Here is a 25,395-nt window from a genome sequence, read left to right as displayed (position 1 = left end):
CCTGCGGCCAGCCCTTTCGCTGCTGAGATTCTCAGAGTCTGCCCGCCCAGAGCTTGCGCTGCAAACGACAGAAAGCCCGCTTCAGGCGGGCTTTTCTGCTCATTGGGGCGTCTGGCGGCGGTCTCTAGCCCAGCGGCCCTAGAACGCGCATCGAGTAGTCTGTTGCCAGCACGTCTTTGGTCAGCTTGCCAATCGAGATGCGGTCAACACCCGTGGCCGCGATATGGTGCAAGCCTTCGAGGCTGATGCCGCCCGAGGCCTCCAGCAAGGCGCGCCCCGCATTCAGCGCGACGGCCTCGCGCATTTGGCTGAGCTTGAAGTTATCCAGCAAGACACTGGTGGCGCCAGCGTCCAGCGCTTCTTGCAGCTGAGCCAAGCTTTCGACTTCAATCTGAATGTCCACGCCGGCGTTCAGCGCAGCCGCATTGGCCAGCACAGCTGCAATGCCACCGGCCGCGGCGATGTGGTTTTCTTTGATCAAGATGCCATGCCACAGGGCCAAGCGTTGGTTGCGCCCGCCACCGACGCGCACCGCGTATTTCTGGGCTTGGCGCAAGCCCGGCAAGGTCTTGCGGGTGTCCAGCACCACACAGCCGCGCGGGTTGGGCGAGGCCCCTTCAATGGCCTGCACATGACGCCGTGTGACGGTGGCCGTGGCGGAGAGCAATTGCAGGAAGTTCAGGGCAGGGCGCTCGGCGGACAAGAGCGCACGCGCCTGGGCCTCAATCTGGCAGACCGGCGTGTTGGCGGCCATGTCTGCTCCTTCCTCATGGAACCAGCGGACCTGGGCCTTGGGGTCTAAGGCCAGCATGCAGGCGTCAAACCAGTCACGGCCGCACAGCACAGCGGCCTCTCGGACCACCACGCGGGCTTGAACGCGCTGGTCTTGCGGCACCAAGAGGCTGGTCCAGTCGGCTTGGCCAATGTCCTCCATCAAGGCGTCTCGCACATTGCGCGAACGCGCCTGTTCCAGGGTTTCGTTGTGGTCGAACATAGTGTCTTTCGTGTCAGGCGGCACCGATACCGCGCACCATGCCTTGCACCTTGGGCGCGAGGGCAGAGGGATTGGCTTTCACAAAATCGAGCATGCGTGTGATGCAGGCCTGGGCTTGTCGGCCGAGGCTGGCCTCCACCTGAATCTCACCGTGGCCATGCTCCAAGCAGTCCACCACGCCTTGCAGGCCATTCATCGCCATCCAAGGGCAATGGGCGCAGCTCTTGCAGGAGGCGGCATTGCCCGCCGTGGGCGCTTCGATCAGCACCTTGCCTGGTGCGAGCTGGCGCATGCGGTGCATGATGAGGTTGTCGGTGGCGACGATGTATTCGCGGGCTGGGCCGTTGACCACCGCATTCAACATCTGCGAGGTGGAGCCCACCACATCCGCCAAGGCCACCACGCTCTCAGGGGACTCTGGGTGCACCAAGACCATCGCCTCAGGGTGTTGGGCCTTCAGCAGTTCCAGTTCGGTGCCCTTGAACTCGTCGTGGACGATGCAGGCGCCATTCCACAGCAGCATGTCGGCGCCGGTTTCTTGCTGGACATAGCGGCCCAGGTGGCGGTCCGGCGCCCACAGCACTTTCTGGCCGCTGTCCTTGAGGTGTTTGACGATGGCCAAGGCGCAGGAGCTGGTCACCATCCAGTCGGCCCGGGCCTTCACCGCCGCGCTGGTGTTGGCGTAGACCACGACTTGGCGGTCTGGGTGGGCATCGCAAAAGGCGGCGAAGTCGTCGGGCGGGCAGCCCAGGTCCAGCGAGCAGGTGGCGTCCAGGTCCGGCATCAGCACCCGCTTCTCGGGCGAGAGGATCTTGGCGGACTCACCCATGAAGCGCACACCGGCCACCACCAAGGTTTGAGCCGCGTGGTCCCGCCCAAAGCGGGCCATCTCCAGAGAGTCGGCGACGATGCCACCGGTGGCCAAGGCCAAGTCCTGCAGATCGCCGTCCACGTAGTAGTGCGCCACCAACACGGCATTGCGCGATTCAAGCAAGGCGCGCGCCTTGGCGATCAACTCGGTCTTCTGCGCGCCACTCAGGGCAGGCGGTACTTTGGCCCAGGCCTGCACGGTGCAACTGCTGCCCGTGGCATCTTGCCGGGTGTACTCGTAGCTGGTGGAAGTGCTCATGTCAGGGGCCGCCGCGGCGGCCACAAATGTCCGGGGCGGCAATGGTAGCGGATGGCGGGCCGCGCTGGCGCCCGCTCGGCCTTACCATGTCAGCCATGGCTAGCTCAATCGCACTCACCAGCAGCGCTCATCAAGACTGGCGAACCATTGCCCTGGTGGGCTTGGCGCATGGCACCTCGCATTTCTTTCACATGCTCCTGCCGCCGCTGTTCCCCATGCTGATCTCGGAGTTTGGGTTCAGCTATGCCCAACTCGGTTTGCTGGTCACCACATTTTTCGTCATCTCAGGGCTGGGCCAGGCCTTAGCCGGTTTTGTGGTGGACAAGGTCGGTGCCCGACCGGTGCTCTATGGGGCCATGGTGTGCTTTGCCTTGGCGGCTGCGGCGGCGGCGTCGGCCCAAGGCTTTGGCGGCTTGATGCTGGCCGCAGCCTTGGCGGGCCTGGGCAATGCGCCGTTCCACCCCGCTGACTTCACCATTTTGAACAAGCGGGTCTCGCCCGCACGCTTGGGCCATGCGTTTTCGGTGCACGGCATCTCCGGTAACTTGGGCTGGGCGGCCGCCCCTTTGTTCTTGACGGGGCTCTATGCGGCCAGCGGCTCGTGGCGCATGGCCGCGGGCTGTGCAGGCCTGTGGGCGGTGCTGGTGCTGGCGGTGCTGGTGTGGCAAGCCGCTGCGCTGGACGACACGTTGGCCGCTGAGCCCAGCAAGCCCGCCTCAGCAGGGCCGCAGGAGCACAGCCTGGCCTTTTTGCGCCTGCCCTCGGTGTGGCTGTGCTTTTCCTTCTTTTTCTGGACGACCTGCTCGCTGTCGGCCATCCAAAGTTTTGCCAGCCCAGCCTTGCAAAGCCTGTATGGCCTGCCCTTGACGGCCACCTCGATGGTGGTGACGGGCTATATGGTCTGCGGTGCCTTGGGCATGGTCTTGGGCGGCTTCTTGGCGGGCAAGGCGCTGCATTTGGAGCGCTTGATCGCCGCCTGCCTGATGGGCACGGCCTGCCTGCTGCTCTTGGTGGGCAGCGGCGTGGTGCCCGCGGCCTGGGCCGTGGCGCTGACGGCCTTGGCCGGCTTGGGCACGGGCTTGGCCGGCCCGTCGCGCGATATGTTGATCAAGCGCGCGGCACCGCCGGGGGCGACGGGCCGGGTCTATGGCACGGTGTACTCGGGCCTGGACATTGGCTTTGCCTTGGCGGCCCCGGTGTTCGGCGCCTTGCTCGATGGCGGCAGCCCCCGCGGCGTGTTGTGGGGTGCCGCTGCAGCCCTGTTGGCCGGGGTGGCCTCGGCCGCCTTGGTGGGCCGGCATGTCAGGGTGAGCGCCGCCCAGCCACCAACAGCACCACGCCCAGCAGCACCACGCTGACGGCGGCCCATTCAAAGCCGGTGACGACCTCTCCGCCTAGGCTGACGCCCAGCAGCATCGCAATCACCGGGTTCACAAAGCTGTAGCTGCTGGCCAAGCCTGCCGACGCCCGTGCCAGCAGCACCATGTAGGCATTGAAGGCGATCAAGGAGCCGAAGATCACGAGATAGGCCCAAGCCGCCAAGGCCTTGGGCTCGGGCGGCCATTGAGCCTTTTCGCCGGCCATGGCTGCCAGCACCATCAGCACCGCACCACCACACAACATTTCAGAGGCAAAGCCCATCGCACCGGGGGCCAGCGGAAAATTGCGCTGGCTCAGCACGCTGCCCACTGACCAGGTGACGCAAGCGACGGTGATGGCGATCAAGCCGGGTATGGAGGCTTGAAACCCTGAGCCCTGGGTCAGCATCAAGACGCCCACCAAGCCCACGGCAATGCCAGCGCCCTCCATCGCGCCGGTCTTGATGCCGTAGCAGCGGTTGAGTGCGGCGATCATCAAGGGAATGACGGCAATGAAGGCGACCACCAGACCCGAGCCCACTGTCTCCTCGGCCACGCCGGTGCCCCCCATGCCGCCACCCAGCATCAGCCCGCCGATCACCACAGCGTTGCGCCACTCGACAGCCGTGGGCCAAGGGGCGCCGCGCCACTTCATCCAAGCCATGAGCAGGACGCCTGCAGTGATGAAGCGGCTGCCCATTTGCAGAAAAGGGGGGAAGCTCACGAGGGCGAACTTGATCGCCAGATAGGTGGAGCCCCAGATCAGCCAAGTGGCAGCCAAGCAGGCGATGATGAGGGGGCTGAGCGTGGGGTGACCACTGGCTTGTTCCTGGGATGTCATGCGGGCATGTTAGGGCAACGCTGAAGAACTCCCCCGCTGCGCGGGCATCAGTGGGAGCTTGATCAGCGTTGCCTTGGCCAGCAAATCAGGCTGAGTTGCCTGGGGCCTGCGGCCATTGCCGGACTGTCAATTTGTTGTGGGGCATCTGCGCTAGGCTTGGGCTGACCCGCATTCAAGGACTATGAGACTCATGAACACACTTTCGTCGTCGACTTGCGATTTGTGCGACACCTACAAAAGCGATTCCTCCGGCAGTTTTCGCGTCCTGCCACCCTGGTTCACCGATTACGGTGGCGTTGTTCGATTTGAGGGCGAGATCTCCACGGTGCGCTGCCTCGAAGACAACTCGCGCGTCAAAGAGGCCGTGCAATCACCGGGCCTGGGGCGCGTGCTGGTGGTGGATGGCGGGAGCTCTTTGCGCCGCTCGCTGATCGGTGGCAACCTGGCGGCGGACGCCGCCAAGAACGGCTGGGCCGGCGTGGTGGTGATCGGGGCGGTGCGCGACAAGGCGGAGTTGGCGCAATGCGCGATCGGCCTGCGTGCGATGGGCTTGATCCCCATGCCCACAGACCGCCAAAACCAAGGCCAGCGTGATGTGCCGGTGCAGTGTGGTGAGGTTTGGATTCGCCCCGGCGAATGGCTGGTGGCGGATGAAGATGGCATTGTTGTGATGCCCGCGCGCTGAAACAGCGATTTCTCAGGCTAGAATGCGCAGCTTAGTCGGGGCGTAGCGCAGCCTGGTAGCGCATCTGCTTTGGGAGCAGAGGGTCGCGAGTTCGAATCCCGCCGCCCCGACCATTCTCTTCAGGCTTTCTCGAAAGCCCAAAAAAGCGCCTTCATATCGAAGGCGCTTTTTTTTCGCGGCGGCACTGCTACAGGCCTGCGTTGTGGCCTGCCCGGAGGGACTCGAACCCCCGACCTGCTGCTTAGAAGGCAGCTGCTCTATCCAGTTGAGCTACGGGCAGTGAAGGGCGCGATTCTAGTGTCTCTCGTCCCGAAAAGGACGGGCCAATGGGTCAGAGGCCACAGCCTGAGCTTTTGCCGCGTTACCAATGGCTTCAAATAATCCTTTTGGTCTTTGGCGCAGATGCCGATAAGCCATCAAGCGCACCTGGGATGAGGTGCATGAACCCATGAGTTTCGCAGCGCATTGCCGCTTGCCTGAAGGTGACACTTGCAGACTTCACGCTCCTCCAACGGGGTTGACTCCAGCATGATGAGCCTGCTTGGCCATTGGTTTGGGAACGATGCCAGCGCCGCGTCAGCGGCGCTGCGCAAACGGTGTGCAGCGCGCGGCTGGACCTTGAAACGAAATCGGGACGGCGAAGGCTTTGTGATCGAGCCTGGTGGCCGCAGCCCTTGGCGCCTGGAGTGGGGCGTTTCTCAGCGCAGCTACTTGTCTGGCCATGAGTTGCGCCTGCGCGCCATGGTGGGCATCGACCCGCAAACTTTCGCAGTGCTCATGCCCGCTGGCTTAATGGCTCAACTGGAGCAGCAGGTCTTTGCGCAGTCGACCCAAGGCGTCAAAACCCAGTTGGATGAACACCTGCCAGAAGAGATGCGATGGCTGGCCATGGGCCACCACTTGAGTCCCAGACGCTTGGGAGCTCTGGGCGGGCCTTTTGAAGCCGTGGGCAATGTGCCAGGCTGGATGGGGGATTGGTTGGCTGAGCCCTTTGCCTCTCGCTTGCTGGCCTTCGCAGGCGTGCCTGAAGGGCTGCGGGAGGGCTGGCCCAACACCCCAGCGATGGCGCTGATGGTCAAGCGTGGTGAGTTGGTCTGGCGGGTGCAAATGGACACGCCATGCCCCGACCGCCTGGAAGCCGCGGTCGCCGTGTTTGAGTCGGCATGGCAGCAGGCCATGCCGTTCTCAGAGAGCCAGCCTCAGGCGCTGTAGCGGCCCAACTCCATTTTGGCAATCGCATTGCGGTGGACCTCGTCGGGGCCATCGGCAAAGCGCAAGGTGCGCGCCAAGGTGTAGTAGTAGGGCAGTGGCACATCCTGGCTCAGGCCGGCCGCGCCGTGCACCTGAATCGCCCAGTCAATGACCTGGCAGGCCATTTGGGGCGCCACCACCTTGATCATCGCGATCTCCGCCTTGGCGCTCTTGTTGCCGGCCACGTCCATCATCCAGGCGGCCTTCAAGGTCAGCAAGCGGGCTTGGTCGATCATGCAGCGGGCTTCGGCAATGCGCTCTTGGGTCACGGTTTGCTGGGCGACCGTCTTGCCAAATGCCGTGCGCGACACCGCGCGCTTGCACATCAACTCCAGTGAGCGCTCGGCCAGTCCGATCAGCCGCATGCAATGGTGGATGCGGCCAGGCCCCAGGCGGCCCTGAGCAATCTCAAAGCCCCGACCTTCGCCCAGCAAAAGATTGCTGGCGGGGACACGGACATTCTGGAAGTCAATCTCCATGTGGCCATGGGGCGCGTCGTCGTAGCCCATCACGCTCAAGGGACGCAGCACTTTCAAGCCCGGGCTGTCCATGGGCACCAAGATCATGGACTGCTGGGAATGCCGCGGTGCCGTCGGGTCGGTCTTGCCCATGAAAATCAGGACTTTGCAGCGCGGGTCGCCAGCGCCGCTGGTCCACCACTTGCGGCCATTGATGACGTACTCGTCGCCGTCACGCTCGATGCGCGCCTCGATATTGGTCGCGTCGGACGAGGCCACAGCGGGCTCGGTCATGGCGAAGCCGCTGCGGATTTCGCCGCGCAGTAATGGCGCCAGCCACTCGGCTTTGTGGGCCTCACTGCCGTAGCGCACCAAGACCTCCATATTGCCGGTGTCGGGCGCCGAGCAATTGAAGACCTCGCTGGCCCAAGGCACGCGGCCCATGATTTCAGCCTGGGGAGCGTACTCTTGGTTGGTCAGACCGGCGCCCAGCTCACTCTCAGGCAAGAACAGATTCCACAGCCCCGCCGCACGCGCTTTGGGCTTCAGGTCTTCAATGACTTGCAGAGGGGACCAGCGCTTGCCGGCTTGGGTGTTGGCCTCCAGTTCAGCCCAGTAACGGGCCTCGTTGGGGTAAATGTGCTCATCCATAAAGGCTCGCACAGCGGCCTGAAGTTCCTGCGTGCGGGGGGAGTAGCCGAAGTCCATGCGAGGTCCTTGGGGTTGAGGGGTGAAGTGGAAGTCAAAATTTCTGGGCAAAGCCCCATGCCAAATCGGCTAGGGCAGGCGCCGCGGCGCCGGTGGCGCGGGCTTGAGCGCTGGCCGCTGTGCCCGCTTCGACTCGCTTGGCAATGCCTTGGGCAATGGCGGCGATGCGGAACAGGTTGTAGGCCAAATAGAAGTTCCAGTCGGCCATCAGGCTGTCGACATTGCCCCAGCCGGTTCGCTCGGCATAACGCTCAACGTAAGCCCTCTCCGTTGGGATGCCTTGCGCCATGAAGTCCAGGCCGGCCATGCCTCTGAAGGTGCCCGGCGGGATGTGCCAAGCCATGCAGTGGTAGCTGAAGTCAGCCAGGGGGTGGCCTAGGGTGGAGAGCTCCCAGTCCAAAACCGCCAATACACGCGGCTCAGTCGGGTGGAAAATCAGGTTATCGAGACGATAGTCGCCGTGGACGATGGCGACGCGCGATTCGTCCTTGGCGCTGGCCGGCAGGTGTTCAGGCAGCCAGGTCAAGAGCTTGTCCATCGCCGGATTGGGGCCCGTGACCGAGGCTAGGTACTGCTTGCTCCAGCGACCAATCTGTCGCTCGAAGTAGCTACCCGGTTTGCCATAGCTGGCCAGTCCTGCAGCCGCCCAGTCCACACTGTGCAGTGCGGCGATCACCCGGTTCATGTCGTCGTAGAGAGCGCTGCGCTCCGCCACGCTGTGACTCGGCAGGGAAGGGTCCCAGAACACTCTGCCTTCGACAAACTCCATCACATAAAAGGTACGGCCGATGACAGACTCGTCCTCGCAAAGCACATGCATTTGCGCCACGGGTACGGCAGACTGGCGCAAGGCCTGCATCACCCGAAACTCCCGCTCAATGGCGTGTGCCGACGGCAGCAGCTTGGCGACCGGCCCCGGCTTGGCCCGCATGACATAGGCTTTGGACGGCGTGACCAACTTAAAGGTGGGGTTCGATTGACCGCCCTTGAATTGCTCTACGCTGACCGGGCCCGCAAAGCCAGGCAGATGGGCACTCAGCCAATGCTCGAGTGCGATGAGGTCGAACTGGTGTGCCTCAGCGACGGGGCGCGTGCCGATGTACTGATCCATGATTTCCTCCTGCCGGAGGAATCCGGCTGATTACTTTTCGGCGGCCGCCAGCAATTTGTCGCGCGACAGAACCACCAAGCGAGTGGGCTCGACCCTGAGGACGCCATCGCGCTCCAATTCCTTGAGTTCCTGGTTCACGCGTTGTCGCGACGCTCCAAGCAACTGGGCCAGGTCCTCTTGAGCCAATTGCAAGCCGATCCGAATCTCTTCGCCTTGGGCAATGCCGTAACTCTTGGCCAGCAATAGCAATTGTTTGGCCAGTCTGGCGCGAAGTGGTTTGGTGTTCAGGTCTTCGATCAGATTGAACATCAGTCGCAGACGGCGACAGTTCAAACGCAAGAGCGCCTCGTACAACTCGATATGCTGGGCCAGCAATTCCTTGAAATCTGGTTTTCTGATCACGAGCAAGGTGGTTGGACCATGTGCGGATGCGTCGTGAGTTCGGGGCAGGCCATCGAACAGGGCGATATCGCCAAACCACGTACCCGGCTCGACGTAGGTCAAGGCAACTTGCTTGCCGGCCAAGGAGACCGAGCTGACTCGAACGGCACCCTTGGCTACACCGATCCAGTCCTCTGCCGGCTGCCCGCGTGCGGCGAGGCTGGTGCCATCCGGCAAGCGACGCACATAAGCCCGAGCCAGGATGGCTGCTTGCAGACCTTGTGAGAGCGAGGAGAACCATGCGCCGGAATCAATGTTATGTCTTTCGTCGATTGTAAGAATGGGGGGTGTCATGGCTTGTCCCTGACGCGACAAGCGCGGCACAGAGTACTGAGGGATTTCGAGGGGTTGGGTGGCGCGAGTGGGGCTTGTGGGGTGGAAATCCGCAGATCCTTCACCTGCAAATTCCCATTCTGGCGAGATCATCGCAGCTCGCCCTTGATTTTTACATCAGGGCCGTTTTCCCCCTACATACAGGGATCATCATGTAAACATTCGTGATAGAGTGAACCGTATTAATTAGGTCAAACTACGCCTCACGGGATGTCTAAACGAGCAATCGAGCAAGTTATTTGCTGCACACTGGTCTGTACCGCTTTTGGTGCACAGGCCGTGGGTTTTGGCAGAACCACACCGTCAGCAGTGCTGGGGCAGCCTCTGAATGTGCTGATTCCCTTGCGGACTGAGCCGGGTGAAGTACTGACTGCGCAATGTTTGTCGGCCGATGTCATTGCCGGCGAAAACACGCTGCCAGCCAGTCAAGTCAAAGTCGCCCTGGTCCAGGGGAGTTCTGACCTGGATTGGATTGCACGCATCTCGACGACCTCCCCGATTGAAGAGCCCGTGATTGAATTGGCCGTGAGCGTAGGCTGTGAGCGTCGCTTCATGCGCAGGTTTACCGCGCTGGCTGATCCGCCCTCAGTTTCTCCTCGCAGTATCCCGGCCAATATGGGCATCACCGCTCCGGTGATGATGGCGTCTGGTGTTTCCAGTAACGACCTGGCGCCCGTCCCGCGTGCACCCAAGCGCGCGCGCAGCGTCGTGGATCGCCCAGCCAGAAGTGATGCGTCTGTCAGCACGGCCGAAGCGGCCAAGCCGAGTCGCTCTGAGCGCCGCCAAGAAGCACGGGCCAAGAAGGCCACCAAGACCAAATCGGGCGCCCCGGCTGCCGAAATCACCCTGGCCGGAAACCCGCCGCAGCCTGCTGCGGTGCCGCCCGTCGCGCGGGCGGCTGTGGCTGCGCCCAGTGATGCGCAAATGGCGCGTTTGCTGCTGGATGTGGGTTCGGGCCCGCGTTTGCGCATGGACATTGAAGAGCCGCTGATGCGCGCACCGGGTGGCGAAGTGATGTCCGCCGCATCGGGTGCCATGCTGGGCGATGCGATGGGTGATGATCTGCGACGTTTGCAGACACTCGAAAAGACACTGGCGGACCTCAAGCGAGAGCGACAAGCCTCCGTCGATGCATCTAACAGTTTGCGTTCGCGTTTGGCCGAAGCCGAGTCCCAAAGCCGTCTGTTGCCGTGGTTGGCTGGCCTGCTGCTGCTGGTTGGCGGGGTGGCGCTTTGGCTCGCCATGCGCATGCGCAAGCAGGGGCAGAGCAAAGAGGCTGGGTCCGGTGTTCAGTGGTGGGCGTCTGGGCAAGCTCAAGACAGCCGTGGGCCTGTGCCGGAGCCCAGAATATCTGGCCACGATGACTTTGCGTCCTCGGCGGAGCAGCGGCACAGCGCGACCAAATCGGGCGATGCCTCGGTGTGGGAGCCGCCAGCGTCTGATGAGTCGGCCATGGAGCGAACAGTCGCTCAAGCACCGTCCTTCGCAACGGCCTCTTCTAGCGGGTCCTTCGTGGATGGTGCTGCGGCCGTGCCCCGTGAAGTGTCTGTTGAAGAGCTGCTCGATTTGGAGCAGCAAGCCGACTTCTTCATCGCGCTGGGTCAGGAAGACGCCGCGGTCGACCTCTTGATGACGCATTTGCGTGGTACGGGGGGATTGAGCCCCTTGCCCTACACCAAGCTGCTGGAGATCTACAAGCGCCAGGGCGACCCCAACGCCTACGAGCGCATTCGCGCCCGATTCAACCGCCGCTTTAATGTCTATGCGCCTGATTGGGAAGCCGGACCCTTGCAAGGCCGTGCATTGGAGGACTACGGTGACGCAGTGATCCACCTGCAGGCTGTGTGGGCTTCGCCCCTTGATGCCATGGCAGTCTTGGAAGCGATGCTCTTCCGCAAAGATGATGCGCAAGACATGTTCGACTTGCCTGCCTACAAAGATGTGCTGCTGCTCTACTCGCTGGCGCGCGATTTGTGGCAGCAAGGTGGGGGCAATGCCGCACCTGAGGTCGATGTTTTGCTGCCGCTTGGCGATGCGGTCGTCTCAGGCCCGGTTGAGTTGGATGATGCGGCCTCGCCGGGCGGCTTTCAGCTCACGTCTTTTGAGTTCCCGGCGGCCCGGGATGGTGCTCAGTTGACCGACGCTCCGAATACCGGAGCGGGGCGCTTATCGATCGAGCGTCCTTGACGGTTCAGTCCAGCAGACGCTGACTCCTGGAAGGCACGACCCCGGTCGTGCCTTTTTCATGGGCGCAGGGTTTTCAGGCGCTGCAGTGCGTTGTCGAGTGTGGCGGTCTGTTTGGCAAAGCAAAACCGAATCCGTTGTTGCGTTGGCGGTTCGGCATAGAACGCAGACAGTGGAATGGCTGCCACGCCGACCTCAGTGGTCAGCCAGCGGCAAAACTCAGCGTCAGAGGATCGGCTGATCGCGTCGTACTCCGCACACACAAAATAAGTGCCTTCGCAGGGCAGCAGTCGCAGCGGTGTTTGGGCCAAGCCCGCGCAGAAATGATCACGTTTGGCCTGGTAGAAGGCTGACAGGCTCTCGTGATGATGAGGCTCAGCCATGAAGGCCGCCAAGCCATATTGCATGGGCGTGTTCACAGTGAACACGTTGAACTGATGGACCTTGCGAAACTCGGCCGTGAGGGCCGCAGGGGCCACCACGTAGCCGACCTTCCAGCCCGTGACATGGTAGGTCTTGCCAAAGCTTGAAATCATCAAGCTCTTCGGTGCGAGCTCAGGGTGCCGCCAAACGCCACTGTGAGCTCGGTCGTCAAACACCATGTGCTCGTACACCTCGTCTGAGATCACCCAGGCAGCGCTGCCGCGCAGGCATTCCGCCAGCGCATTCCACTCGGCCGACTCCCAAACCACACCCGTTGGGTTGTGCGGAGAGTTAACGATGACCACTCGGGTCTTGGCCGTCAGCGCGGCTCGCAAGCGATCAAAGTCAGGGCGGAAGGTCAAAGGGTCTAGCCCGACGCGGACGATCTTGCCGCCCGCCAATTCGATGGCTGGGCCATAGCTGTCGTAGCAAGGCTCCAGTACGATGACTTCATCTCCAGGATGAACCAGCGCCAGCAGGGCCGTCAGGATCGCTTGGGTGGCGCCCGCGGTGATGGTGATCTCGGTGTCGGGGTCGGCCGATCTTCCGTGTTGGCGGGCCAGCTTTTCAGCAATGCGTTGACGCAGCAGCGGCACGCCTTGCATGGGCGGATATTGGTTGTGTCCAGCACGCATGGCCTCATGGACCGCGTCGATCAAGGCGGGTTCGCACGCAAAGTCAGGAAACCCTTGTCCCAAGTTCACGGCTTTGTGCTGAAATGCCAAGGCCGACATCACGCTGAAGATGGTGGTGCCCACATGCGGCAAACGTGATTGGGGTGCGGATGGTGCGGTCATGGGTGCAAGAGCGAGGGTGGAGCCAGACATCAGAGCGAGTAATCATCGCCATGGCCGAGCATCGCGCGCTCGATCAGGCTGCGGCTGAGGCGATCGGAGATCAATTCGGCCAAGGTCAGGACATAGCTGCGCAAATAGGCGCCCTTGCGAAACGCCACTCGCGAGGTATTGCTGCCAAACAAATGACCGGCCGGTTTGCTGATCAAGTCCCCGCCCGCGGGTTCGTGTCGCATGGACATTTCGGCCACGATGCCCACGCCCAAACCCGCCCGCACGTAAGTCTTGATCACATCGGAGTCGATAGCTTCCAAGGCGATGTTGGTGGAGAGTCTGCGCTGCGCAAAAGCTTGATCGATGCGACTCCGGCCGGTGAACGACGGGTGATAGGAGATGAGCGGCTCAGCCGCGAGTTGCTCGAGGCTCAGTCGTTCTACCGCTGCAAGCGGGTGCTCCAAGGGCAGCACCACCACATGCTGCCATTCATAGCAGGGCAGGGTGACAAGGTCCTCGAAGTCGGCCAGAGACTCCGTGGCCAAGCCGATGTCCGCGGTGTCGTCCAAGAGCATGCGCGCTACTTGCTCAGGCGTGCCTTGATGCAGGCTGACCTGCACCTTCGGGAAGCGCTTGCGCAGTTGCGTGATGGGCTCGGGCAACACATAGCGCGCCTGCGTGTGGGTCGCTGCGATGCTGAGCCGACCGCTGTCTTGCTTGGAGAACTCCTCACCGATGCGCTTGAGATTGGCGATCTCCCGCATGATCACGTCCACGGATCGCAGCACGTCTTGCCCGGGCTCCGTCACCCTGGTTAAGCGCTTGCCATGGCGGACAAAGATGTCGATGCCCAGTTCTTCCTCAAGCTCCAAGATGGCTTTGGAGATGCCGGGCTGCGACGTGAACAACGCTTTGGCGGTTTCGGTCAGGTTCAGGTTCCGTCGGACGGCCTCTTGGACGAATCGAAACTGATGCAGGTTCATGCGGCCAGATCTCCTTGTGGGCTGGAAACGATCTGCAGCGCAAGCTGCGCCAACGCTTGAACCACAAGGTCGGACTCGCCAGCAGCTGCCCGCAAAGTCCAGACCACCTCAGGAAAGCGGGTGGCCAATTCCTCCACGCGCTCCGGCAGGTCTTTGCGTACATGGCCGCCTGCGCCCAAGAACAAAGGCAGCACATCGACGCGCTGGCAGCCTTGCTCAACCAGCCCTTGGCCACATTGCGCCAAGTCAGGGCTCATGAACTCCAAAAACGCGAGTTCGACTACCACATCAGGACGTGCGGCGCGCACGCTCTGTGCCACCCTCTCAAAGGGCTCGGCCCACTGCGACAAGCGTGCGCCATGCGCGAACAGAATAATGCCTTGCATGAGGATCTCAGCGGTAACGAACCAGCCACACAAACGCGGCCATGGACAGAGCCAGATAAAGCAGGCTGGGGGCCAAGGCCGCCAGCCAAGGCGTCCAATCTCGCAGCAAGCTGAGGTGGCCCACGACATTGTTCAGCAGCACAAAGCTGATGCCCAGCATGATGCCGCCAAACACCTTGAGGCTGATGCCACCAGAGCGGGCATGCAAGTAGGCAAAGGGCAGGGCCAAGGCCAGCATCACAATGCACGCAAAGGGGTAGAGCACCCGTTTCCAGAACTGCAGCTCATAGCGTTGCGCCGTCTGCTCTTGCTCGTTCAGGTGCTGGGTGTAGCGCCACAACTCGGGTGTCGACATGCTGTCAATGGGTGAGACGGCCGCTGAGACCAAGCGTTCATCCAGGCTGGTGTGCCACGCCAATTCGAGCACCTTGCGTTGCTGCAAGGCCATGCTGGCATCGGCAGGCCAATCGGAGACCACCGCCGCTGTCAGGTGCCAAACGGACCCGTCGGCCGTGGGTTTCACCAAGGCCGTGGGTGCCTCGATACGACGCAACAAATGGCCTCGCTCGTCGTGTTCAAAGATGCGGATCTGGCTCAGTTTGCCAGCGCCGTCGGTGCCACGCACATTGATGGACACATTGCGCTCACCGAGCGCTGCGAGACCTTGACCTGTAGGGCTTGACCCAGCACCTGCCGGCGCGCTCATGGCGGGGCGGTGTTCCTTCAGCCACGCGCCCGCACCGCCCAAGTCATTCGCGCCACGCAACCTGGCCTTCAGCGCACTGGCCTGGCGATCGCCATAAGGCGCGACATACTCACCGATCACAAACGTGAGGGCCGCCATGATCAAGCCCAAGCTCAGCAACAGGGACAAAGCTCTCCAAGGCCCTAAACCACCGGTTCTCAAAATGGTGAACTCGGACGACTCCGCGAGCCGCGCCATGGCGTAGATGGTGCCGATCAAGACGGTGATGGGGAACAGCTCATAAAAGCGCACGGGCTGTTTCAGCAAGGCGCCTGCGACGGCGGCCCAAATGGGGTAGCCGCGCTTGCTGACGTCCTCCAACTCACCCAAAAAATCGGTGAAGAAAAACAGCGACAAAAAGGCCACAGACACAAACATCACCGACCAGAGGACGTCGCGCCAGATCAAGCGGCGTACCGTCCTCATGCCGCTCTCCTTGGGCTCAGCCAGTCCCGCCAGGTTTGCACCGATCCACGGTCACGCCAGACGATCAACAAAACGGCCAACAGCAGCGCCGGGCCATGCACCGCCACCAGCGCTGCGCCCATGGACAGGCGTTGTGAGGCCACCCAGGCCTGGCTCAGATTGACCAAGTTGTAATACACCACGAAGCCCAGCAAGGCGAACATCAGGTTCCAGTTGCTGGCCCGCCGGGGATTGGTGGCAGCAGTGGCAATGCCCAGTAGCAGCAGATTTGCCGCAGCCAAGACCAAGCCCAGGCGCCATGTCAATTCGCCCTGGTTCGCTGCGCTGGGCTGGCGAAGGAGATCGAGCGTGGGTGTGGCTTTGGGGGGCGGTTTGTCCAGTGTGGCGGCGCTGTCGAGGTCCACCGTCATGGCGAATCGCTCGAAAGTCATGCGGGAGAAGGTCTGACTGGCGGTGTTCTGTTCGTTGCGCTGGCCGGTTTCCAGGATGAGGCGGCGCTCGCCTTGCTCGCTGATGAGCCGTCCCGAACGTGCCGTGGTCACCGCTTCCCGCGCCTCTTGCTTGTCCAGCAAGAACACGTGCTGAGCCCCGCCCACGTCACCGGCTCGCTCGACAAAGAAAACGCGATTGCCATCAGCAGAGGATTGAAACGAGCCTGGAGAAACCCGCAGCAAGTCGGACCTCTGTTGATAGCGGGTTTTCATCTCAGCAATCTGGGCGTTGGCCCAGGGCCAGATGACGGACACCAGCAGCAAGGTGGCTGCGATGACCGGCCATCCCGCACGCAGCACCGGGCGAGCGAATCGCGACAAAGGGATACCGCTGGAAAACCAGATGGCCATTTCGCTGTCGCGATACATGCGGCCCAAGGTCACCACAATGGCCACAAAAATGGACAGCGTCAGCATGGTGGGCAATTGCCCGACCGCCAAGAAGCCCAAGGCCAGGACGACATCTTTGGGCGCGACGGAGCCACGCGCTGCTTCCCCCAAGGTGCGGATCAGCATCATCGTCAGCACGATGGTGAGGATCACCACCAATGTGGCGCCAAATGTGCGGGCTATCTCTCTGCGGACACTCGAATCGAATAACATCAAAAATTCATTTTCATTCCGAGTCGGATTATGAACTTCCAAGCTTTGGTGACGCCGGCCGAGGGCCTCAGTGCCCTTTCTGCAGACACTTTACTCATCGTGCTACCCGCCGATGGCGGTGAAGTGGGCGACAAGGTGATTGATCAGGCCCTGCAATCGGCCCTTAAACAGGGGGATTTCGAGCGCAAGGCGGGTCGAACGCTCTATCTTCATGGATTGTCGGGCGTGAAGGCCCAACGCATTGTGCTGGTTGGTGCGCGCGATGGCAGCGCCAAGTCGGTGAAAGCTGCCATTGGGCAGGGTGTCGCGGCGCTGAAAGGGCGGGCAGTCAAGCACTTGGCCGTCTGTTTGGGCGGCGTGGTGGAAAGTGGCCATGCAGAAAGCGTCGTGCTGGCGATGGAGCAGGCGGCCTATCACTACAGCCACACCAAGCCCAGTGCGGAGGCGCCCCAACTGCCGGCCAAGGTGTCTTTGGTGGCCGGCAAGAATGACTTGGCCGCCGCCAAGTCCGGCTTGACGCGCGGCCAAGCCATCGCTGCCGGTGTGTCCTTGGCGAAGGAAACGGCCAACCGTCCCGGTAACTTCTGCACGCCGACCTATCTGGGCGAAGAAGCTAAGCGCATTGGCAAGGAACACGGCATGACCGTGAAGGTGCTGGACCGCAAGGCCGTCGAGAAAATCGGCATGGGCTCCTTCTTGTCGGTGGCACAAGGCTCGGATGAGCCTCTGCGCTTCATCATCATGGAATACACGGGCGCGGCCGCCAAAGCAGCGCCGATTGTGTTGGTCGGCAAGGGCATCACCTTCGACACCGGGGGCATCTCACTGAAGCCCGGTGCCGAGATGGACGAGATGAAGTACGACATGGGCGGTGCCGCATCCGTCCTGGGCACGATGCGCGCGATTGGTGAGCTCAAGCCCAAGATCAATGTCGTGGCGCTGATCCCTGCGTGCGAAAACATGCCCAGTGGCCGCGCGACCAAGCCCGGTGATGTCGTCACCAGCTTGTCGGGTCAGACCATTGAGATCCTGAACACCGACGCCGAAGGCCGCCTGATCCTGTGCGACGCACTGACCTATGCTGAGCGTTACAAGCCTGCTGCGGTGGTGGACGTGGCGACCTTGACTGGCGCCTGCGTGATCGCACTGGGTGCTCACCATGCGGGACTCTACGCCTCTGACGACCAGTTGGGCGAAGACCTCCTGGCGGCCTCGCGGACGGCCCAAGATCCGTGCTGGCGCATGCCCTTGGACGAAGAGTACGACGAAGGCCTGAAGAGCAACTTTGCAGACATGGCCAATATTGCGGGCCGGGCGGGGGGCTCCATCACGGCGGCCAAGTTCCTGCAGCGATTCACGCGCAAGTACGCCTGGGCCCACCTGGACATTGCCGGCGTGGCCTGGAAGGGCGGCGCCCAAAAGGGTGCGACCGGTCGCCCCGTCGGCTTGCTGACTCACTTTGTGCTGGCCCGCGCCGGCTACAAGGGCTGAGCCTAGGCCGTCAATATGGCGAGTGTGGTCTTCATCACCGGCATCCCGGACGTTTTGACGTATGCCGCTCGGCTTCTTCGCAAGAAGGTGCAAGAGGGAGACACTCTCGCTGTGTTTGGGCCTGCACCCCTGCTGAACCGCCTGGATCAGCGGCTCTGGGAAGAGCCGGTGGGGGAGTTCACGCCCCACATCAGGCACCGGCCGGGTGCGGAACTCCCTGTTGGGGGGCAACGCACCCGCATTTGGTTGCTGGATGCGCCCGAGCCACGCCTGTCTTGGACCAGTGCGGTCAACTTGGGCGCTGACCCCGAGTTCTTGCTGGGCTTCGACCGCGTGGCTGAATTGGTGGGCCAAGACCCCGAAGAGGCTCAGGCGGGACGTGCGCGTTGGCGTCAGTACGCAGCGCACGGCTGGGAAGTGCTTCATCACCCTCGTTCTTGACCGAAGGGTCATCCGAAACCGGACGGCGCGCGTTGGGGCTGGACTGCTGAGGCAAGTTCTTCGAGCTTGACTCAGGCAGCGTTCTCTGACGCTTGGCCCGAATTGTGCTGATGCGCTCAGCGGCAGGCAGACGGTGCATTTCATTGGGGCAAGCCCCAATCCCAAGAGGCATTTACTTTGCGGGGAAGTGGCTTGTTTTGGAGTATCGTCTCGCCCGTTGAGTACAACCGACTGTTTGGACATTACGTCTCAACTTACCCCTTTTGGAGGTTCGAACCTATGCAAGTCAAATTGAATGTGATCGTCGCTGCCGCAGCGGCCCTGTTGGCCGGCTCGCTCCAGGCTCAGGAGTTGGTGGTCAAGATCGGTCACGTTGGTCCTACCAGCGGTGGCATTGCCCACTTGGGTAAGGACAATGAGAACGGCGCCCGTATGGCCATTGACGAACTGAACGCCAAGGGCGTGATGATCGGTGGCAAGAAGGCCAAGTTCGAATTGCTGGCTGAAGATGATGCAGGTGATCCTAAGCAAGGCACCGCAGCGGCTCAAAAGCTGGTCGACTCCAAGGTCGCTGGTGTGGTGGGCCACCTGAACTCGGGTACCTCCATCCCCGCTTCCAAGGTCTATAGCGACGCGGGCATCCCCCAGGTGTCGCCCTCGGCCACCAACCCCAAGTTCACCCGTCAAGGCTACAAGACCACTTTCCGTGTGGTGGCTGACGACGTGCATCTGGGCGGTACCCTGGGCCGTTACGCCGTCGAGCAATTGAAGGGCAAGACCATTGCCGTCATCGACGACCGCACCGCTTATGGCCAAGGCGTGGCGGATGAGTTCGAAAAGGGTGTCAAGTCCAAGGGTGGCAAGATCGCCAAGCGCGAATTCACCAACGACAAGGCCACGGACTTCACCGCGATCCTGACCTCCATCAAGGCCACCAAGCCTGACGTCGTGTTCTACGGCGGCATGGACGCTGTGGCCGGCCCGATGATTCGCCAAATGAAGCAGCTCGGCATCAATGCCAAGTTCATGGGCGGCGACGGCATCTGCTCGGGCGAGTTGCCTAAGCTGGCTGCAGGCGCCATGGCCGACGGTCAGGTGGTGTGTGCTGAGGCCGGTGGCGTCGAAGGCGCTCAGAAGGCTGGCATGGAGAAGTTCAAGGCTGACTTCAAGAAGAAGTTCAACGCCGATGTGCAGATCTATGCACCGTACGTCTATGACGCTACCAATGTGTTGGTGGCTGCCATGGTCAAGGCAGGTTCTGCTGATCCCGCCAAGTACCTGCCTGTGTTGGCCAAGACCACCGACTACAAGGGTGTGACGGGCAACATCACCTTTGACGAAAAGGGTGACATCAAGAACGGCGCGCTGACCATGTTCACCTACAAGGGTGACAAGCGCGAGCAGATCGCTGTGGTTCGCTGATCCAGCGCCACTGCATCTGCAGCCAAAGCCACCTTCGGGTGGCTTTTTTCATGGGCGCTTCACGCAGAGATGGGCCGCAGGACCATGAAAAAAGGCGCCGGAGCGCCTTGTTGAGCCGTGGGCGGTCGTGACTCAGCCCAGGGCGTCGAGCGCGCGAGCGGTGATTTCTTCGACGGTGCCCAAGCCCAGGATCTTGCGATAACGAGGGGCTTGCGCATCACCTGTGGCGGCCCAGGTGCTGTAGTAGTCCACCAGCGGGCGGGTCTGAGCTTGATAGACATCCAAGCGCTTGCGCACGGTGGATTCTTGGTCATCATCACGCTGGATCAGCGCTTCGCCAGTCACATCGTCTTTGCCTTCCACCTTGGGCGGATTGAATTTGACGTGGTAGGTGCGGCCTGAGGCCACATGCACGCGGCGACCGCTCATGCGCTCAATGATGGCCTCATTCGGCACATCGATTTCCAACACCAAGTCCAGCTTCACGCCAGCCGCCTTCATCGCGTCGGCTTGGGGGATCGTGCGTGGAAAGCCATCAAACAAGAAGCCATTGGCGCAGTCAGCCTGAGCGATGCGCTCCTTGACCAAACCGATGATGATGTCATCGCTCACCAGGCCGCCCGCATCCATGATCTTCTTCGCGGCCAGACCCATTTCGGTGCCAGCCTTGACGGCCGCACGGAGCATGTCACCCGTGGAGATTTGAGGGATGCCGTATTTTTGGCAGATGAAGTTCGCTTGGGTACCTTTGCCGGCGCCGGGGGCACCCAACAGAATCAGACGCATGGTTTGCCTCGTAGATATAAATTCTTGCCAGCCGCTTGAGCAGCCCGCCCAGATGGCTACCTCTGTGCACAGACATGCCAAAGGGCGATAGGCTCAGCATAGCATGGGCAGGCCTGCGCCAAGCTGACGCCGATGTGCATCATGCGGCCGCAAATACGGCGCGAACGCGTGCCAGGTCTTCGGGGGTGTCGACACCCGCGGCCGGTGCCGTGTCTGTCACATGCACCGCGACGCGCTCCCCCTGCCACATAAAGCGCAGTTGCTCCAAGCTTTCCGTCAGCTCTAACGGTGCAGCAGGCCATGTGGGGAAACGCTTGAGGGTACCCACACGGTAGGCATAGAGGCCAATGTGGCGCAGGGCGGCGTGTTGGGGGGGCAACTGTGCGACACCGGCCTGACTGCCATCGCGCCACCAGGGTATGGCCGCACGGCTGAAGTAAAGCGCGCGTTGCTGCGCGTCCAACACCACTTTGACGACATTGGGGTTGTTCAATTCCTCTGCCGAGCCGATGGGGTGAGCCGCTGTCGCCACCGCACAATCTGGGCGCTGCAGCAGCAGGTCTGCGCAGGCTCGCACCAGCGCAGGGTCGATCAGAGGCTCATCCCCTTGCACATTGACCACAATGTCTTGGTCGCCCAGGTTCAAAGCGTGACAGGCCTCCGCGAGGCGATCGCTGCCGCTGAGGTGGTCTGCACGGGTCATCAATGCCGGGACGCCATGCTCTCGGCAGGCGTCTGCAATGCGGGTGTGGTCGGTGGCCACGACGACTTGGTCCGCACCCACCTTGGCGACCCGCTGCGCCACACGCACCACCATGGGCAGACCGCCGATGTCGGCCAAAGGCTTGTCCGGCAATCGGCTGGAGGCCATGCGCGCAGGGATCAGGACGGTAAAGCTCACAGCTCTTCCTCAGCGGGGAGTTGCCGCGCTTCGCCTTCGAGCATGACCGGGATGCCGTCGCGCACCGGGAAGCCCAGGCGGTCGGCAGGGCAAATCAATTCATGCGGTCGGCCGTCTTGATCGCGCTGCAGCGTGAGAGGGCCTTTGCAAAGAGGGCAGACCAAAATGCCAAGCAGGCGGGTGTCCAAAGTCATGGTGCGATGTGGGGGTAAAGAGTGCGCAGGTGCGCGTTCAAGGCCTGCGTCACGGCCGGGGGCAAGGCGAAGTCTAGCCCGACCACCCAGATCTTGGCATCCAGCGCGGGGTCCGGCTTCAGCTTGACCGCATCCTTCTCTGTCACCAGCACCAGCGCCGCGTCTGAGGGCCAGGGGCGGGTGAGCATTGGTGCGTGATCGGGCAGCGGCATGCGCTCGAGTTGAAATCCTGCGGCAGTCAACATGCTGAAGAATCGTTCAGGCTCAGCCAGGCCCGCGGCCGCCAGAGCCGGCGAGGCTTGAGAACGCTGTTTCAGCATGTCGAGCGTTTCAAGTGAAAAAGCCTGTCCGGCACGCCAGGCTTCCAAGCCAACAGCGCCAGCGAGACGGCGTTCGGCCAGTCCGCCGGGCAGCGCAGTGCTCGGGGCCGGGGCGTTGTACACCACCCAGGTATGCGCGGGCAGACGCACTGGCATGCGCTCTCGGAGAGGGCCCGCAGGCAAGGTCCAGCCGTTGCCTGCGCCGCGTTGGTCGAACACCACGATCTGCCCATCTCGGGCCAAACTCAGGTGCTGCAGGCCGTCATCGGCGACGATGAGGTTGATGTCTGGGTGGCGTGCCATTAGCTCTGCGGCGGCCTGCGCTCGGCGGCGGCCCACGGCCACCGGCACACCGGTTTGGCGAAAAATCAACAAGGGCTCGTCGCCCACTGCATCGGGTGTGCTGCTGGGGGTGATCATCGCGACATGGTCGCCATCACGCCCATAGCCGCGGGAGACCACGCCGGGCGTCCAGCCCATGGCTTGAAGGCTGCGGACCAGAGCCATCGTGGTCGGCGTTTTGCCCGCTCCGCCCACGATGTAATTTCCCACGACCACCACGGGAATGGGCAAGCGAACCTGGCGCCACATCCCGCAGCGATAGCCTCGGCGTCGGAGGGACATCAGCCCACTGTAGAGCAGGGCCAAGGGGCTCAAGCACCATTGCCACACCCCAGGCCGCGCCTGCCACCAACTGCGCTCCAGGCGCCTCGCCACGCTGTCGGGCTGCATGTGTGGCGGCGCCATGAGAGCTCAGGGCGCTGAGCTACCTTGGCCCACTTGAGCGGCGAAGGTGATGCGCGCTAAGCCGACACGGCGGGCAGCATCCAAGACATTGACCACGGATTGGTGGGCAGCATTGGCATCCGCACTGATGATCACCACAGGGTCTTTGCGCTCACTGGCAGCTTGGCGCAGTGCAAGTGCCAAGATCTCCACACTCCGACCCTCGACGGCCTGCTTATCGATCGACGCGCGGCCGTCCGCCGCGACCGAGACGATGATCTCCGCCGGGCGCTCGCGCGTGGCATCGGCATTGGCCACGGGCAGCGTGACTTGCAGCTCTGTGAAACGTGAATACGTGGTCGAGAGCATCAGAAAGATCAAGATGACCAGCAGCACGTCGATGAACGGGATCAGATTGATCTCGGGTTCATCTTCAGAGGACTGTCGAAACTTCATGGCTGGCTTGGCCCATCTCAAAGGTGGCGCAGAGGGGAGCGCACCAAGTGGTGCAACAGTCTTTCCGCACCTTGCTCCATCTCGTGCAGGTAGCCATTGACTTGACCCTTGAAATAGCGGTGACACATCAGCGCAGGAATGGCCACCATCAGGCCAAACGCTGTGTTGTAGAGCGCTATGGAGATGCCGTGAGCCAGTTGAGCGGGATTGCCGCCGCTGCCTGGCGCTTGGGCGCCGAAGATCTCAATCATGCCGATCACTGTGCCGAGCAAGCCCAGCAAGGGCGCGGCAGAGGCGATCGTGGCCAGAGCATTCAAATAGCGGTTGAGCTCATGCGCGGCTGCGCTGCCGGCGTGCTCGAAGGCTTGGCGCAGGACGGGCTCTGGTGTGCGAGAGTCGAGAGCCGCTACTTTCAGACCAGAGGCCAGAACCCGACCCTGTATTGAGTTGCGGGCCAGCTTGTCTAGCATGTCGGCGCTGGGCAGGCCTTGCCGGGTCACGCCGATGACTTCTTCCACCAAGCCCTTGGGAGCGACTCGGACACGGCGCAGCGAGACGACACGCTCAAGAATCAATGCCAAGGCGGCAACCGAACACAAAATAAGCGGCCAAATGGGCCAGCCAGCGGCTTGTATGATCGACAGCAAGGGGTCCTCTGGGCGCAGCCCGACGAAAACGACCCACGATTATGGACTGAACAACCCTGTAGAACCGGGTCAGGGCGGCCCGTTTCGCTTTGATGCACGATAGATCCACAGTGCTTGTGGAAAACTTTGTGGGCAAGGGCTGGAACAAACCGCCAAGCCCTCGCCAATACAGGCCTTGCTCTAGGTTGCCTGTTTTTTGTGCAGATGGAATAACTGGGTTTTCGAGGAATGTAAGCATGATGGCCAACAGCCGTGATGAGCTCGCACAGAATGGGCGCTCCGCGCCAGGTGCTTTGGCTTGGAGTGTTTCAGCGCTGCTCTTGGCGGTTTCTGATGCACTCTCGGCCCGCTTTGGCAGCGTGACGGTCCGCGGCGAACTCAGCGGTTTCACCCGCGCCGCCAGCGGGCACTGTTACTTCACCCTCAAGGACAGTTCAGGAGCCGGGGCTGGCCTGCGGTGCGCCATGTTCCGGCGCTCTGCGGCGTTGCTGGATTTCGCGCCGCAAGACGGGCAGCAGGTCGAAATCCGGGGTCGACTCTCGGTGTACGAGGCCCGCGGTGAGCTGCAAATGGTCGCCGAGCACATGCGGCGCTTGGGTGCAGGCTCACTCTATGAAGAATTCCTCAGGCTCAAAGCGCGCCTGGAGGCACAGGGCTTGTTCGACCCAGGCCGAAAGCGGCCGCTGCCGCGCTTTCCTCACGCCGTGGGTTTGATCACCTCGGCCAGCGGCGCGGCCTTGCATGATGTGTTGACCACCTTAGCTCGGCGAGCGCCGCATGTGCGGCTTGTTCTCTACCCCAGCCTGGTCCAAGGTGTTGAAGCACCGGCTGCGCTGTGCCAAGCCCTGCACTTGGCCAATCAACGCGCCGAGGTTGAGGTGTTGTTGCTTTGCCGAGGCGGTGGCTCGCTGGAAGATCTTTGGGCCTTTAACGACGAGCGGGTGGTCAGGGCTGTGGCTGCGTCCGCCTTGCCTTTGCTGTGTGGCGTGGGGCATGAGACCGACCTGACTCTGGCCGACCTGGCGGCGGACCTGCGTGCGCCGACGCCCACCGCCGCGGCGGAGTTGGTAGCGCCAGCTCGGGATGCGCAATGGCAATCACTGCAGCAGTGCGCTGCTCGGCTGCAGGCGGCGGTGCACCGGCGGCTGGACCGTTGTGCTCAAGACATTGACCTGCGCGCTTTGCGCTTGCAACAACCGGGACAGCGCTTGAGGCTACAGCAGGCGGGCTTGGCAGCCCTGCAAGCACGCCTGGCCCAGGGTGCGATGCATCAACTGCGGCAAGCCCGTGCGACCCTGCAGCAGCGGCGAGAGAGCCTCACCCCCGCCAGCGCGCTGGTCTTGGAGCGCGAGGCCAATGGCCTGCAGATATTGCGCTCCCGGCTTGACGCCCTCAATCCCCAGCGCGTGTTGGCGCGTGGCTATGCCTGGGTGGAAGGCCAAGATGGCAAAGCACTGACCTCGGCGGCAGGGTTAAGGGCAGGGGACTCATTGACAGCCGTTTGGGCAGATGGACGCGCGAGCATGACCGTGGATGCGGTCCACCGTGATCGACCTTGACACGGCGTCTCGGCTTGCCCCTCAGCTCAGCGGGGCGTCCAAGCCATGCCTACAATGCGCCCAGACACCACCGCTGCAGGTGACCGCACCTGCACTTTGACCCACGAGAGGACA

General features: G+C 62.3%; 25 protein-coding genes and 2 tRNA genes. 9 read left to right on the top strand and 18 right to left on the bottom strand.

Features of this window, described 5'->3' with window-relative positions:
* Positions 1-124 precede the first annotated feature (124 nt).
* A complete protein-coding gene (nadC, locus tag KAK11_RS05730) occupies positions 125-994 on the bottom strand; it encodes a carboxylating nicotinate-nucleotide diphosphorylase (protein WP_210807143.1) in 870 nt (289 codons plus the stop codon).
* Positions 995-1,007: 13 nt separating this feature from the next.
* Positions 1,008-2,123 (bottom strand): quinolinate synthase NadA, encoded by a 1,116-nt coding sequence (gene nadA, locus KAK11_RS05725; RefSeq protein ID WP_210807141.1) that lies wholly within the window; start codon positions 2,121-2,123, stop codon positions 1,008-1,010.
* An 86-nt stretch (positions 2,124-2,209) separates the two neighbouring features.
* Between nadA and KAK11_RS05720 the strand changes: the two genes are divergently transcribed.
* Entirely contained in the window at positions 2,210-3,481 is a 1,272-nt protein-coding gene (locus KAK11_RS05720) for an MFS transporter (RefSeq protein ID WP_210807139.1), read from the top strand.
* Here the strand turns inward: KAK11_RS05720 and yedA are convergent.
* Positions 3,426-4,322, bottom strand: coding sequence for a drug/metabolite exporter YedA (gene yedA / locus KAK11_RS05715; RefSeq protein WP_210807137.1), 897 nt, complete (start codon positions 4,320-4,322; stop codon positions 3,426-3,428). The two genes, KAK11_RS05720 and yedA, sit on opposite strands and share 56 nt — an antisense overlap.
* Positions 4,323-4,512: 190 nt before the next feature.
* Here yedA and rraA point away from each other — a divergent pair, with 190 nt between their 5' ends.
* On the top strand, positions 4,513-5,007 hold the full coding sequence (gene rraA / locus KAK11_RS05710) for a ribonuclease E activity regulator RraA (RefSeq protein WP_210807135.1): 495 nt from the start codon (positions 4,513-4,515) through the stop codon (positions 5,005-5,007).
* Between the two features lie 36 nt (positions 5,008-5,043).
* A tRNA-Pro gene (locus KAK11_RS05705) sits at positions 5,044-5,120 on the top strand.
* A 90-nt stretch (positions 5,121-5,210) separates the two neighbouring features.
* On the opposite strand, the gene KAK11_RS05700 is transcribed toward KAK11_RS05705, so the two are convergent.
* Positions 5,211-5,287 (bottom strand) — tRNA-Arg (locus KAK11_RS05700).
* 248 nt (positions 5,288-5,535) lie between these two features.
* Here KAK11_RS05700 and KAK11_RS05695 point away from each other — a divergent pair.
* Complete coding sequence (locus tag KAK11_RS05695) at positions 5,536-6,219, top strand: hypothetical protein (RefSeq protein WP_210807133.1); 684 nt, start codon at positions 5,536-5,538, stop codon at positions 6,217-6,219.
* Here KAK11_RS05695 and KAK11_RS05690 read toward each other — a convergent pair.
* The 3 genes from KAK11_RS05690 to KAK11_RS05680 are packed head-to-tail and all read right to left on the bottom strand — an operon-like array spanning position 6,207 to position 9,270.
* Positions 6,207-7,424 carry an acyl-CoA dehydrogenase family protein gene (locus KAK11_RS05690; RefSeq protein ID WP_210807131.1) on the bottom strand — a complete coding sequence of 406 codons (1,218 nt, stop codon included), beginning with the start codon at positions 7,422-7,424 and terminating at the stop codon, positions 6,207-6,209. The two genes, KAK11_RS05695 and KAK11_RS05690, sit on opposite strands and share 13 nt — an antisense overlap.
* A 34-nt stretch (positions 7,425-7,458) precedes the next feature.
* The gene (locus KAK11_RS05685) at positions 7,459-8,535 is read right to left on the bottom strand and encodes a phosphotransferase family protein (RefSeq protein WP_210807129.1); all 1,077 of its coding nucleotides are present in this window, start codon (positions 8,533-8,535) and stop codon (positions 7,459-7,461) included.
* A 30-nt stretch (positions 8,536-8,565) separates the two neighbouring features.
* Positions 8,566-9,270, bottom strand: coding sequence for a Crp/Fnr family transcriptional regulator (locus tag KAK11_RS05680; RefSeq protein WP_210807127.1), 705 nt, complete (start codon positions 9,268-9,270; stop codon positions 8,566-8,568).
* Positions 9,271-9,519: 249 nt separating this feature from the next.
* On the opposite strand from KAK11_RS05680, the gene KAK11_RS05675 reads away from it, so the two are divergent.
* Positions 9,520-11,496 (top strand): type IV pilus assembly protein FimV, encoded by a 1,977-nt coding sequence (locus KAK11_RS05675; protein WP_210807125.1) that lies wholly within the window; start codon positions 9,520-9,522, stop codon positions 11,494-11,496.
* A gap of 56 nt (positions 11,497-11,552) precedes the next feature.
* Here the strand turns inward: KAK11_RS05675 and KAK11_RS05670 are convergent, their stop codons facing one another.
* The 5 genes from KAK11_RS05670 to lptF are packed head-to-tail and all read right to left on the bottom strand — an operon-like array spanning position 11,553 to position 16,338.
* Positions 11,553-12,713, bottom strand: coding sequence for a pyridoxal phosphate-dependent aminotransferase (locus KAK11_RS05670; protein ID WP_210807123.1), 1,161 nt, complete (start codon positions 12,711-12,713; stop codon positions 11,553-11,555).
* Positions 12,714-12,742: 29 nt separating this feature from the next.
* Positions 12,743-13,687 carry a CysB family HTH-type transcriptional regulator gene (locus tag KAK11_RS05665; RefSeq protein WP_210807121.1) on the bottom strand — a complete coding sequence of 315 codons (945 nt, stop codon included), beginning with the start codon at positions 13,685-13,687 and terminating at the stop codon, positions 12,743-12,745.
* On the bottom strand, positions 13,684-14,073 hold the full coding sequence (locus tag KAK11_RS05660; RefSeq protein WP_210807119.1) for a sirohydrochlorin chelatase: 390 nt from the start codon (positions 14,071-14,073) through the stop codon (positions 13,684-13,686). The genes KAK11_RS05665 and KAK11_RS05660 overlap by 4 nt, the downstream gene beginning before the upstream one ends.
* A gap of 7 nt (positions 14,074-14,080) precedes the next feature.
* Positions 14,081-15,244 (bottom strand): LPS export ABC transporter permease LptG, encoded by a 1,164-nt coding sequence (lptG, locus tag KAK11_RS05655; protein ID WP_210807117.1) that lies wholly within the window; start codon positions 15,242-15,244, stop codon positions 14,081-14,083.
* Positions 15,241-16,338 (bottom strand): LPS export ABC transporter permease LptF, encoded by a 1,098-nt coding sequence (gene lptF, locus KAK11_RS05650; protein WP_210807115.1) that lies wholly within the window; start codon positions 16,336-16,338, stop codon positions 15,241-15,243. Before lptF ends, lptG begins: the two co-directional genes overlap by 4 nt.
* A 30-nt stretch (positions 16,339-16,368) precedes the next feature.
* Here lptF and KAK11_RS05645 point away from each other — a divergent pair, with 30 nt between their 5' ends.
* From KAK11_RS05645 to KAK11_RS05635, 3 genes are all read left to right on the top strand, one after another.
* Positions 16,369-17,829, top strand: coding sequence for a leucyl aminopeptidase (locus KAK11_RS05645; protein ID WP_210807113.1), 1,461 nt, complete (start codon positions 16,369-16,371; stop codon positions 17,827-17,829).
* 15 nt (positions 17,830-17,844) lie between these two features.
* The gene (locus tag KAK11_RS05640; protein ID WP_210807111.1) at positions 17,845-18,270 is read left to right on the top strand and encodes a DNA polymerase III subunit chi; all 426 of its coding nucleotides are present in this window, start codon (positions 17,845-17,847) and stop codon (positions 18,268-18,270) included.
* 279 nt (positions 18,271-18,549) lie between these two features.
* Complete coding sequence (locus tag KAK11_RS05635; protein ID WP_210807109.1) at positions 18,550-19,692, top strand: branched-chain amino acid ABC transporter substrate-binding protein; 1,143 nt, start codon at positions 18,550-18,552, stop codon at positions 19,690-19,692.
* Between the two features lie 132 nt (positions 19,693-19,824).
* Here the strand turns inward: KAK11_RS05635 and adk are convergent, their stop codons facing one another.
* The 6 genes from adk to KAK11_RS05605 all read right to left on the bottom strand — a co-directional run bounded on the left by adk (position 19,825) and on the right by KAK11_RS05605 (position 23,722).
* On the bottom strand, positions 19,825-20,478 hold the full coding sequence (gene adk, locus KAK11_RS05630) for an adenylate kinase (protein WP_210807107.1): 654 nt from the start codon (positions 20,476-20,478) through the stop codon (positions 19,825-19,827).
* A 139-nt stretch (positions 20,479-20,617) separates the two neighbouring features.
* Positions 20,618-21,379: a 3-deoxy-manno-octulosonate cytidylyltransferase gene (kdsB, locus tag KAK11_RS05625; RefSeq protein ID WP_210807105.1), complete on the bottom strand. Its 762-nt coding sequence runs from the start codon at positions 21,377-21,379 to the stop codon at positions 20,618-20,620.
* Positions 21,376-21,567, bottom strand: coding sequence for a Trm112 family protein (locus KAK11_RS05620; RefSeq protein ID WP_210807942.1), 192 nt, complete (start codon positions 21,565-21,567; stop codon positions 21,376-21,378). Before KAK11_RS05620 ends, kdsB begins: the two co-directional genes overlap by 4 nt.
* 2 nt (positions 21,568-21,569) lie before the next feature.
* Positions 21,570-22,640, bottom strand: coding sequence for a tetraacyldisaccharide 4'-kinase (lpxK, locus tag KAK11_RS05615; protein WP_210807103.1), 1,071 nt, complete (start codon positions 22,638-22,640; stop codon positions 21,570-21,572).
* 6 nt (positions 22,641-22,646) lie between these two features.
* A complete protein-coding gene (locus KAK11_RS05610; protein ID WP_210807100.1) occupies positions 22,647-23,075 on the bottom strand; it encodes an ExbD/TolR family protein in 429 nt (142 codons plus the stop codon).
* 17 nt (positions 23,076-23,092) lie between these two features.
* The gene (locus KAK11_RS05605) at positions 23,093-23,722 is read right to left on the bottom strand and encodes a MotA/TolQ/ExbB proton channel family protein (RefSeq protein WP_210807099.1); all 630 of its coding nucleotides are present in this window, start codon (positions 23,720-23,722) and stop codon (positions 23,093-23,095) included.
* Between the two features lie 239 nt (positions 23,723-23,961).
* Between KAK11_RS05605 and xseA the strand changes: the two genes are divergently transcribed.
* Positions 23,962-25,281 (top strand): exodeoxyribonuclease VII large subunit, encoded by a 1,320-nt coding sequence (gene xseA, locus KAK11_RS05600; protein WP_210807940.1) that lies wholly within the window; start codon positions 23,962-23,964, stop codon positions 25,279-25,281.
* The last annotated feature ends 114 nt before the right edge of the window (positions 25,282-25,395 follow it).

Origin of the sequence: Ideonella paludis (genome assembly GCF_018069865.1) — a bacterium.
GTDB classification, from domain to species: Bacteria; Pseudomonadota; Gammaproteobacteria; order Burkholderiales; family Burkholderiaceae_C; genus Ideonella; species Ideonella paludis.
Note: the sequence above shows the minus strand (reverse complement) of the source record. Positions and strands in the feature narration are given on the sequence as shown.